This window comes from Nocardia sp. NPDC002869 (assembly GCF_046764065.1).
GTDB lineage: Bacteria > Actinomycetota > Actinomycetes > Mycobacteriales > Mycobacteriaceae > Nocardia > Nocardia rhamnosiphila.
Genome location: NZ_JBKOOL010000241.1, coordinates 1 through 6203, shown reverse-complemented (window position 1 = coordinate 6203; position 6203 = coordinate 1). Strand labels below are relative to the sequence as shown.

Here is a 6203-nt window from a genome sequence, read left to right as displayed (position 1 = left end):
CCGACGTCGACCGGGGTCGGGCGGCACTGCGCGCGCGGGGTTCAGCCGAGGCTGAACGGCTGACCCCACAGCGTGACCCAGCTGGTGACGCGGTCGGTGACGATCTCGACGCTCACGAAGGCGCGCGCCTGGGCGTAGCCGCCACAGCCCGACAGCCCGATCGTCTGATCGGCCCAGGTCACCGACCCGCTGCCACCGGAGAAGACGTTGTAGACCTTGTGCGACTCGTTGCCGAAGTCGTCGGCCCTCTCCCGGTCGAGGATGTAGAACGACTTCGCCTGACCGGGGCCGAGCGAGAGCTCGCCGCTGGCACCGGCACCGGCGGCGGCGTTGCCCTCCCAGTCCGACGCACCGTCCACTCCCCCGCCTACACCGCCGCCCGCGATGTTCACCTGGCAGCCGACGACATAGCCGGGAATGACGATGCCGCCCGCCTCGGCGCCGGCGCCCGAGACCTCCACCTGAGCCGAACCCGATACCCAGGCGTTGCGGTGTACCGGGGTCGAACCGAGCGAGGGGCTGATGGTCGCCGATTCCCCGGTGAGCCGGACAGTGACCACGGTGCCGTCGGACAGGGTCTCGGTGAGCTCACCGCCGGGCAGAGGGACGAAGGTGTCGGCGGCGGCGGTGGCGGTGGCGAGCAGGCCGATCGCCAGGGACGCGACCGCGCCGCGGCCGAGTCGGGCGAGATTGTTTCGGTTGAACATCGAATTCACCTTCGGTGGTTTCGGTTTCGCTTCGCGAAGAAATGGATTCTGTTGCGGGACACGCTGTTTGCGCCTCAGCCGATGCTGAAGGGAGCACCGTAGAGTGTGGTCTTGGAGTAGTGGTCGCCGATGATCTCGACCACCGTGTAGGCGCGAGCCTGCGCGAAACCCGCACAGCCCTGAATGTCGATCTCGGCATCGCGGTATTCCACCGAGTACACGCCCGGCTCCAGGATGTCCTTGTAATCGATCTGGACGAACTTGACTTCACCGGGCCCGAGGTTCACTCCGATCGATCCGCCCGCGCTCACGCCACCGGTGGAGAAACCACCGGAGACACCTGCGCCGATCGCGTCATCGGCGATGCTCACCTGGCAGCCGACCAGGTAGCCCGTGTTGAGCTGCGAGGCGCCGTGGGTCGAGGAGTTGTTGGTGCCGGACTGGTTGGTCGGACCGTTGTTCGGCCCCACTTCGCCTTCGGGGGTGACGGCGACATCAGCGGTGGCCCGGCCCGAGACCCACACCACCCGACCTGCGCCGTTGGCCGCCAGCGACGGCGAGACCACGGCCCGTTCGCCCGTGCGGGTCAGCACGACACCGGGGCCCGACTTCGCACCGTCCGGGAGCGGTACGAATGCGTCGGCGCCGGCCGGTACCGCCGTTACCAGGCCCGCGGCGATCGCGGCCGCCCCGGCGATACCCACCGTGGCCGCGGCCCGCACCCCTACCTTATGAGAACTCATGATAATCAGAATCTCCTCTTGATTTTCAAGACGCCGAAATTCGCTCATCCGCTTTCCGGAATCGACTTTCGGGCCGGACGAGAGATGTCCGGCGGCATCACAGATGACGGCCGATACGAGAATTCGGCGACGCCGTGAAGGATCGCCAGCCCGAGGTGGCGCATATCACTGTAGTAAGCCAAGAGGGTTTGCACAACTAGCGTTGCGAGAAATTTTCCACAATAGTGAACATTCGCTATTCCATTACGAGCAACGACTTCTCGCGTTCGGTGAGCGCGCGACTCACGGACCGCTCCGGCTCCCAGGCGACCAGCACACTGACCGCCTCGACGACCACGGCGCCCGACCCGGCCGTCAATCGCTCGCGCAACCGAATACTGGACGAGCCGACATGCTCCACCGCGAACGACCCGAACAGCTTGGGCTCGCCGAGCGGGGCGGGGGCCCGGAAGTCCAGCTCCAGCCGCGCGACGACATAGCCCCACCCGGGCACGTGCGAGCCGACGATTCGTTCCAGCCAGCGGCCGCGGCCGTCGTCGAGGATCGTAACCAGCGCCATGTGCGAGACATGCCGATAGGCATCGACATCGGTCCAGCGCAACGGGATCTCGATCACCTGAGTAGTTGACATCGGCCAAGTTTACACAACCACTGTTGTGTTAATCACGACCGACTGCTAGTGTGGCGTGGGTCACCCGAAGACCCGGGGCGAAGACCCAGGCCAGAGTGACCGTTCCGCTCGCAGGCGTCCCCCTCTCGCGTCGACGCCTCCACCCCATCACACCGCGAAGGTGTGATCGACATCAGTGAGCACACCGTGACACAACAGCCCACCGTTTCCGACCGTGTCAGCCCACCACTGCACGGACCCGAGATCGTCGCCCGGCTCGACCGGCTCCCGATTCTGAAGCCCCATGTCGTGTGGATCGCCCTGATCGCGATCAATTTGATGATCGAGTATTACGACAATGGGCTGTTCATATACATCGCGCCGGCACTGCAGTCCGACGCGAATCTCACGACCGGCCAGATCGGCACCATCGGCAGCGCCTTCTTCGTCGGCATGCTCCTCGGAGCCCTCGTCGGCGGCCGCTTGGCCGACCGCTTCGGCCGGCGCACTGTCCTGGTGTGCGCGACAGTGCTCTATTCCCTCGCTTCACTGATGTCGGCAGCACTGCCCGAATACGAGTGGTTGCTGGCATCACGGATCATCACCGGCATCGGCGTGCAAGCCGCAACCTCGGTGTTGCTGGTCTACATCGCGGAGATGTTTCCGGCGAAATCGCGCGGCCGCTTCGTCGCCGTCGCCACGATCGCCTTCACGATCACCGCACCCATTCTCGGCGTTCTGTCACTGTTCATGCTGCCCAACAGCGCGCCGGGAACTTGGCGCTATTTGTTCCTGTTCGGCGCCATCGGCCTGCTGATCGCGCCCGCCATCCGCTTCCTGCTGCCCGAATCGGTGCGATGGCAGGTCGGCCAAGGCGATCTGGACGCGGCCGACAAGCAGGTGGCCGACCTCGAGGCCCATGCACTGCGGGAAGGCAAGGCGCTGCCGGAGCCGGTGGTGCGAGTCGAGAGCACGACCAAATACACCCTCCGCGAACTGGCGGCCAACAAGAAGGTGCTGCGGCTCGTCGCCGTGGTCGGCTTCGGCTGGTTCGGCGCTACCCTCGGCCTCTACATGTACCAGAACTGGTCGGTATACGTGCTGATCGATTCGCTGCGGTACTCCGAGACCGACGCCTACACACTCCAGTTCGTCTGGTCACTGGTCTACGCGCTCACTCCGCTGGTCACCGTGCTGCTGATCGACCGGGTGGAACGCAAAACCCTCATTCTCTGGTCGTCGCTGGCCTCGGCGGCGCCGATCCTCGCGCTCGGGCTGGCCACCAGCAATATCGTGGTCGCGATCGCGGGCGGCGCGGCGGGCATCCTCACCGGTGTCGTGTTCTCGGTCTACTACGCCTATATTCCCGAAACCATGCCCACCGAGGCCCGTGGTCTCGGCACCGGCGTCATCTTCAGCATCGGCCGGCTGGGCGGTGTGGTGTCGGGTGTGCTCGGCGCGCTCATCTACAGTGCCGACGAATGGGGTCTCGACCGCGCGGGCCTGATGATCGGTGCCGCCGCGATCTACATCGTGTCCGCGCTTGTGGTATTCGGGTTCGGTCCGAGGACGGCCAACAAATCTCTGGAAGAGGTCTCGGAGCGAGAACTCACAGCGACTACCTGACTTCGGTCTCGTTCGCTACGGGCTGCCGGGGACCACCACCCGGCAGCCCGTAGTTGTGTGTGCGGCGACCGCAAGGGGTACCTGAGGTGGGTCGTCGCCCCGCGGGTCGATACCGTGCGACAACGATGTGATGATGGGAATCATGCTGACGCAGACGAACGACCCGAACGGGGCCGAGCAAGCGGCGCCGCCGACGCGAGGACCCGGGCGCCCGGCAGGCGATCACGATGAGAAGAGGGCGGAGCTGCTCGAGGCGGCGACGAGCGTCATCGCCGAGCTGGGGTTCGCGAAAGCGTCGCTTCGCAAAGTCGCCGAACGCGCCGGCTACACAACTGGCGCGGTGACCTACTATTTCGCCGATAAGAGCGACCTCGTCAATGCGCTCGCGGAAAGCCGTTTCGATCGATACGACGCACTGCTCGATTCCGTCGCCTCTGAGGCCGATGTTCGCGCTCTGCTGCAGAAATGGCTCGAGCTGTCGATCGGGCAACCGGAATTCTCGCACGTGATGTCACAACTGCTGGCCAATATGCAGTTCGACGCGAAACTGCACGACACACTCACGCGGCGATATTCCGCCTACCGCGCACGTTTCACCGACATGGTTCGGGAGGGTCAGCGGCGCGGCCGGATCCGCGACGACGTACCGGCTGAGATTCACGTGGATCAACTCGGCGCGATGGGTGACGGGTTGGCGATCATCGCACGCCTGGAACCCCACAATTTCGGCCCCGACAAGATCGAACAGATTTTGGACGGCGTGATCCGGCTCATCTCCCCGCCGTAGGGGCGTGATGAGCCGGATCATGGTCAACTGCGGCGCAATTCGCGCTTGAGGATCTTGCCGGTCGCGCCCTTGGGTAGCTCGGCGACCAGGTGGAAGGCGCGCGGATACTTGTAGGCGGCCAGGTGCTGCTTGGCGTACTCGGTCAGCGCCTGTTCATCCACCGTACTCTCGGGCTTGCACACGACGAAGGCTTCGACCTCCTCACCGAGGCGCGGATCGGGCCTGCCGATCACGGCAGCTTCCACGATGTCGGGGTGCTCGTAGAGAACCTCTTCGATCTCGCGAGGATAGACGTTGTAGCCGCCGCGCACGATGAGGTCTTTGAGCCGGTCGACGATGAAGTAGTAGCCGTCTTCGTCGCGGTAGCCGAGGTCGCCGGTGTGCAGCCACCCGTCGCGGATCGTCTGCGCCGTCGCGTCGGGGCGGCGGAAGTACCCCTTCATCACGCAGTGGCCGCGTACGACCACCTCGCCCACCTGTTCGGGGCCGGTGGGCAATTGCCTACCGTCGGCGTCGAGAATCGCCATTTCCACGCCCCAGATCGGTTTGCCGATCGAGAGCACTTTGCGTTCGGTGGCGCTGATGTTGAAGCATGCACTGCTCGATGTCTCGGACAGGCCGTAACCCTCCAGGATCACCACGCCGGGGAACTTCTCCTCGAACCCGCGAATGACCTCGCCGGGAATCGACGCACCGCCCGACACCGCGGCACGCAACGCGCCGAACTCTCGGCCGGCGAGATCGGCGCCGAGAAATGCGGTGAACATGGTCGGCACCCCGATCAGCACCGAGACATTGTGCTTGCACATCGCGTCAAGAGCGGCCTCGACCTCGAAACGCGGCAGCAGCGCGACGCTGCTGCCGAACCGCGCGGCGGTGTTCAGCACGCTCGACAGGCCGAACACATGGAACAGCGGTAAGGCACCCAGCGTCACGTCCTCGGCGGTCATCCCGAAGTGGCGCGGCGCCATCGTGCAGTTCATGAAGAGCGAGAAGTGGGTCAGCTCAGCGCCTTTCGGGCGCCCAGTGGTTCCCGACGTGTAGAGCAGCACCGCGGTGTCTTCGGCGGCGGCCGGATATGGGTCGGCCATCGTCTCGGCGTCGAGCAGCCGATCGAAGGCCTCGGTCCCGTCCGACGGATCCCCGCCGACCACCACGACGTCGGAGACGCCCGCGCCCGCGGCGGCGGAGAACGCGGCGGCGGCGGAGAACGTGGAGGTGATCAACATCCGCGAACCGCTGTCGGTCAGGTGGAATTCGATCTCGCGGGCGGTGAACAACGGGTTCAACGGCACCATGACCAGTCCTGCTTTGAGGATGCCGAAGTAGGTGGTGACGAATTCGGGAACGTTGGGCAGCTGCACGGCCACGGTATCGCCGGGCGCGAGGCCACGGTCGCGTAACGAGCGCGCGATCCGGCCCGAGCTCTCGTCCACCTCCCGGTAGGTCAGCGTCCGGTCCGCCGCGTAAAGAAACGGCGCCTCGGGCCGTTCGGCCGCGGATTCGCGCAGGATGGTCGCCAGGTTGAATGACATCGCGGTGTCCTCTCCGATCAGATTCGCGCGGCCGGTCAGGACAGCAGCAAGCCGCCGTCGACGGTGAGCGTCTGGCCGGTCATCCAGCCCGCGTCCGCCGACAGCAGGAACGCCACGACCGACCCGATGTCGTCCGGTACGCCGAGACGCTGCAACGCGTAGTCGGCGGCGACCTCTGCCTCGCGGCCGTCGTAG

7 protein-coding genes are annotated in these 6203 nt (G+C 65.5%); 2 read left to right on the top strand and 5 right to left on the bottom strand.

The annotated features are described in order from the left end of the window. Window positions 1–41: 41 nt before the first annotated feature. The 3 genes from ACLML9_RS27200 to ACLML9_RS27190 form a co-directional block, all read right to left on the bottom strand. Window positions 42–707, bottom strand: a complete 666-nt coding sequence (locus tag ACLML9_RS27200) for an MspA family porin (RefSeq protein ID WP_411948183.1) — start codon at window positions 705–707, stop codon at window positions 42–44. Window positions 708–781: 74 nt separating this feature from the next. Next, window positions 782–1450, bottom strand: a complete 669-nt coding sequence (locus tag ACLML9_RS27195; RefSeq protein WP_411948182.1) for an MspA family porin — start codon at window positions 1448–1450, stop codon at window positions 782–784. A gap of 235 nt (window positions 1451–1685) precedes the next feature. Further along, complete coding sequence (locus ACLML9_RS27190) at window positions 1686–2081, bottom strand: acyl-CoA thioesterase (protein ID WP_411948181.1); 396 nt, start codon at window positions 2079–2081, stop codon at window positions 1686–1688. Between the two features lie 162 nt (window positions 2082–2243). On the opposite strand from ACLML9_RS27190, the gene ACLML9_RS27185 reads away from it, so the two are divergent. Together ACLML9_RS27185 and ACLML9_RS27180 are read left to right on the top strand one after the other, a co-directional pair. Beyond that, on the top strand, window positions 2244–3686 hold the full coding sequence (locus ACLML9_RS27185; RefSeq protein ID WP_411948180.1) for an MFS transporter: 1443 nt from the start codon (window positions 2244–2246) through the stop codon (window positions 3684–3686). Between the two features lie 142 nt (window positions 3687–3828). After that, the gene (locus ACLML9_RS27180; RefSeq protein ID WP_411948179.1) at window positions 3829–4473 is read left to right on the top strand and encodes a TetR/AcrR family transcriptional regulator; all 645 of its coding nucleotides are present in this window, start codon (window positions 3829–3831) and stop codon (window positions 4471–4473) included. Between the two features lie 23 nt (window positions 4474–4496). Here ACLML9_RS27180 and ACLML9_RS27175 read toward each other — a convergent pair whose 3' ends face one another. After that, a complete protein-coding gene (locus ACLML9_RS27175; RefSeq protein WP_411948178.1) occupies window positions 4497–6008 on the bottom strand; it encodes a long-chain-fatty-acid--CoA ligase in 1512 nt (503 codons plus the stop codon). Window positions 6009–6043: 35 nt separating this feature from the next. Continuing rightward, window positions 6044–6203: SDR family oxidoreductase (locus ACLML9_RS27170; RefSeq protein WP_411948184.1), on the bottom strand; the 160-nt coding region annotated here is incomplete at its 5' end.